The 4,067-nt window shown below is 71.1% G+C and carries 6 protein-coding genes; 4 read left to right on the forward strand and 2 right to left on the reverse strand.

The window, feature by feature from the left end; all coding sequences use genetic code 11:
- A partial coding sequence (locus AC1D1G_RS42630) for a ferrochelatase (RefSeq protein ID WP_477956644.1) occupies positions 1 to 339 on the forward strand: 339 nt, incomplete at its 5' end.
- Here the strand turns inward: AC1D1G_RS42630 and AC1D1G_RS42635 are convergent.
- A complete protein-coding gene (locus AC1D1G_RS42635; protein ID WP_477956645.1) occupies positions 305 to 1,114 on the reverse strand; it encodes a hypothetical protein in 810 nt (269 codons plus the stop codon). The genes AC1D1G_RS42630 and AC1D1G_RS42635 overlap by 35 nt on opposite strands.
- Positions 1,115 to 1,181: 67 nt before the next feature.
- Here AC1D1G_RS42635 and AC1D1G_RS42640 point away from each other — a divergent pair, with 67 nt between their 5' ends.
- The 3 genes from AC1D1G_RS42640 to AC1D1G_RS42650 are packed head-to-tail and all read left to right on the forward strand — an operon-like array spanning position 1,182 to position 3,664.
- Positions 1,182 to 2,021, forward strand: a complete 840-nt coding sequence (locus AC1D1G_RS42640; protein ID WP_283332367.1) for a DUF3097 domain-containing protein — start codon at positions 1,182 to 1,184, stop codon at positions 2,019 to 2,021.
- Positions 2,022 to 2,029: 8 nt separating this feature from the next.
- Positions 2,030 to 2,461 carry an NfeD family protein gene (locus tag AC1D1G_RS42645; RefSeq protein ID WP_005241863.1) on the forward strand — a complete coding sequence of 144 codons (432 nt, stop codon included), beginning with the start codon at positions 2,030 to 2,032 and terminating at the stop codon, positions 2,459 to 2,461.
- Positions 2,462 to 3,664, forward strand: a complete 1,203-nt coding sequence (locus AC1D1G_RS42650) for an SPFH domain-containing protein (RefSeq protein WP_477956646.1) — start codon at positions 2,462 to 2,464, stop codon at positions 3,662 to 3,664.
- On the opposite strand, the gene AC1D1G_RS42655 is transcribed toward AC1D1G_RS42650, so the two are convergent.
- Positions 3,645 to 4,067, reverse strand: a 423-nt coding sequence (locus AC1D1G_RS42655; RefSeq protein WP_477956647.1) for a thioesterase II family protein, incomplete at its 5' end; no start/stop codon positions are given. The two genes, AC1D1G_RS42650 and AC1D1G_RS42655, sit on opposite strands and share 20 nt — an antisense overlap.

Genomic DNA, 4,067 nt, shown 5'->3' on the forward strand with positions numbered 1-4,067 from the left:
CACCTGGACGCCCTCGCCGGCCGCGGGGTGGGCGCGGTGATCGTGTGCCCGGTGGGATTCGTGTCCGATCACCTCGAGGTGGTGTGGGATCTCGACACCGAGGCCCGGGACAGGGCGGCCGAACTCGGCATCGACTTCGTACGCGCGGCCACCCCCGGAACGGATCGGCGGTTCGCGGAACTCGTCGTCGCACTCGTGGCCGAGCAACTGGCCGGCGCACCCGCCGAGCGGCTCGGTTCCGAGCCGCTGCTCGGTTCGACCCTCGACGGTCGGTCCTGCGCGGTCGACTGCTGCAGGGCCGTGGTCAGGCCGTCAGGCCGTCCCGCGCACACGCATTGACGGCGGCGGTGCGCGCCGAGCGCACCGCCGACCGCAGCGGCCGCAGTAGGTCTTCGAGCGTGGCCGCACCCGACGCGGACACGGTGCGCGCGGGGGCCATCTGCTCGGCGACCGTGAGGATCGCGGCCACCTGATCGGCCGAGTCCAGGATCCGCAGCGCCCGCGGGGCGATCGTCGTCGGATACCGGTGCCGCGCGGACTGCGCCAGCGCGTCGGCGATCAGCGCGCGCGGGTCGGCGCCGAAACCGGAATCGAGCATGTGCAGCGCCTCGAGCGCGGCCGCGGCGTCCCGCACCGCCTGCCGCATCGTGAACTCGGCCTCACCCAGCCCGGTGTGGTGGGCGTCGAGGGGAAGCCGCTCGATCGTCGACACCGTCCAGCGCAGCACGTCCGGACCCTCGACGTGCGGGACCAGCCCCGTTCCGGACCGGCCGGGCGGCCCGACGAGCACACCCTCGCCCGCGCTGACCGCGGCGGACGCGAACTCGGTGCCCGCGGGAAGCCCGCGCACGTCGCCCGGCCCAGGCAGGACCAGCCGGATCTCGGTCTCGGGTTGCGACACGGAGCGGCGCATCGTCTGGAGCAGCGCCGTCACCCCGGCGTCCTGCGGGTGGGGCCACGGCAGCCCGGTGCGGCCTGCCGTCCCCTCGTCCTCGGCGCAGGCGAGATGCATCGGCGCCCACGCGTGGAGGGCGTCGATGACGTCGTCGGGTGCACTGTTCCCGGCGAGCCAGGAACTGGCCCACACGGTGAGAGTGGCGCTGGGTGAAGTCACGATAAACGAGCATATGTCGGCGTGGCGGCGTGTGCGTAACGGCGCCGCTGGCATAGCGTCAGCGCCCGTGAGCGGAGGCGACAGATACGGCGACATCTTTTCCGGACACCCACGCGCGCGGAAGCCCGTGACGCCGACGGTCCCGGCCGAGCGCGACCTGGTGGTCGAGGACGCCGGCACCGGTTTCTGCGGGGCGGTGGTCGGGTTCGAGCGCACCTACGACGGCGATTTCGTCCGCCTCGAGGACGGGGCGCGGCGCACCCGGTTGTTCGCGATGCGGGAGGCGGCGTTCCTGATCGACGGGAAACCGGTCACCCTGGTCCGCCCGGCGGCCAAGCCCGCCGGACCCGCCACCACCCGATCGGCGTCGGGATCCACCAAGGTGGAGGGGCTGCGGGCCCGGACGGCGCTGGCGAGCCGGATCTGGGTGGAGGGTGTGCACGACGCCGCCCTCGTGGAACGGGTGTGGGGGCACGACCTGCGCGTCGAAGGTGTCGTCGTCGAGCACCTCGAGGGTCTCGACAATCTCGGGGAGCGGCTCGCCGAATTCCGGCCCGGCCCCGGACGGCGCGTCGGGGTCCTCGTCGATCACCTCGTCACCGGATCGAAGGAGACCCAGCTGACCCAGGGCCTCGGTCCGGATGTGCTCGTGACCGGGCACCCGTTCATCGACGTGTGGGAGGCGGTCCGCCCGTCGGCGGTGGGCATCGAGGCGTGGCCGAAGATCCCGCGCGGTGAGGACTGGAAGACCGGGGTGTGCCGCGAATTGGGGTGGGGGACACCGCGCGACGGCTGGCGCCGGGTCTATTCGGCCGTCAACACGTTCCGGGACCTGGAGGCGCCGCTGATCGGGGCGGTCGAACAGCTGGTCGACTTCGTCACCGTCGGTTCCGGAGATTCTGGTTAGATGGTGTTGTGGCTGCATTGATTTGGCTGGTAGCGGGGGTGCTGCTCGCCGCCGCGGAAGCGTTGACGGGGGACTTCTTCCTCCTCATGCTGGCGGGCGGTGCGCTGGCCACGGCCGGGGTCACCGCGATCACCGACTTCCCGGTCTGGGTCGACGCGGTGATCTTCGGGGTGCTGTCCCTCGCCCTGATCCTCGGGGTGCGGCCGGTGTTGTTGCGTAAGTTCGAGACCCCGCCGCCGACCCCGACCGGGATCGAGGCGCTGACCGGCAAGCAGGCCCTGGTGCTCGAGGAGGTCGCCGAACACGCGGGGCAGATCAAGCTCGGCGGCGACGTCTGGACCGCCCGCCCGCTCGACAGCACGGAAGTGTATCCACCGGGAACGACCGTGACGGTAATGCAAATTGACGGCGCGACCGCCGTCGTATGGAGGGGACCGTAGATGGCAGCGCTCATCGTGTTGATCGTGCTCGTGTTGTTCGTCGCCCTGGTGGTGGCCAAATCGGTGGCGCTGGTGCCGCAGGCCGAGGCCGCGGTGATCGAGCGACTGGGCCGGTACGCGCGGACCGTGTCGGGCCAGCTGACGTTCCTGATCCCCTTCGCGGACCGCATCCGGGCCAAGGTGGATCTGCGTGAACGGGTGGTGTCGTTCCCGCCGCAGCCGGTGATCACCCAGGACAACCTGACGCTGAACATCGACACCGTCGTGTACTTCCAGGTCACCAACCCGCAGGCCGCGGTGTACGAGATCAGCAACTACATCGTCGGTGTCGAGCAGTTGACCACCACCACGCTGCGCAACGTCGTCGGCGGGATGACGCTGGAGGAGACGCTCACCTCCCGTGACTCCATCAACGGGCAGCTGCGTGGCGTGCTGGACGAGGCCACCGGCCGGTGGGGTCTGCGCGTGGCCCGGGTCGAACTCAAGAGCATCGATCCGCCGCCGTCGATCCAGGAGTCGATGGAGAAGCAGATGAAGGCGGACCGCGAGAAGCGGGCCACCATCCTCACCGCCGAGGGTCACCGGGAGTCGGCCATCAAGACGGCGGAGGGCGACAAGCAGTCCCGCATCCTCGCCGCGGAKGGCGCGAAGCAGGCGTCGATCCTCACCGCGGAGGGTGAGCGGCAGTCCCGCATCCTGCGGGCGCAGGGTGACCGGGCCGCGAAGTACCTGCAGGCGCAGGGGCAGGCGAAGGCGATCGAAAAGGTGTTCGCCGCAATCAAATCCGGCAAGCCCACCCCCGAACTCCTCGCCTACCAGTATCTGCAGACGCTGCCGCAGATGGCGCAGGGCGACGCGAACAAGGTGTGGCTGGTGCCCAGCGACTTCGGTGACGCCCTCAAGGGGTTCGCGAAGACCCTCGGCGCGCAGGGGCAGGACGGGGTGTTCCGGTACGAACCGTCCACCACGGAGGAGGATCTGCCCAAGCCCGAGGACGATTCGGAAGAGGTCGCCGACTGGTTCGAGACCAAATCCGACCCGGCCATCGCGCAGGCCGTCCGCGCCGCCGAGGTCGAGGCACGTCGTCCAGTCGACGGTCCGGGACCGCTCGCGAACCCCGGTGGCGCCGACGAGCATCCGCCGCTGGATCCGGGGGGAGCGCCCGGGCAGCTGCCGCCGCCCGTCACCCCGCCGGGACAGTAGCGGCGTACCGGCGCAGCACCGGCCGGAGCACACGGAAGAGTTGTTCGGGTGTGTGCTCGAGGTAGAAGTGATCGCCCGTCATGATGCGCACCTCGCGCAGCTCGGTGGTGTGCCGATCCCAGGCGCGGAGATCCCGCTCGCCGACCAGCGGATCGGCGTCCGCGCCGAGCACGTGCGTCGGACAGGGAAGCGGCGGGTCTGCGGGATCGCGGTACCCGGTGCAGAGGCGCAGATCGTCGCGCAGTGCGGGGAGGCAGTGGTCCCGCCATGCCGGCCGGGCCGGGAGGTCGGCGGGCAGACCGCCCGTGGCGCGCAGCAACTCGATCAGGGCCGGGTCGTCCAGGTCGTCGACCGGCGGCAGCGGCGAGGGCAGGTGCGGCGCCGAGTACGCGGACAGCAGCAG

The organism is Rhodococcus sp. P3_B8 (genome assembly GCF_056402775.1).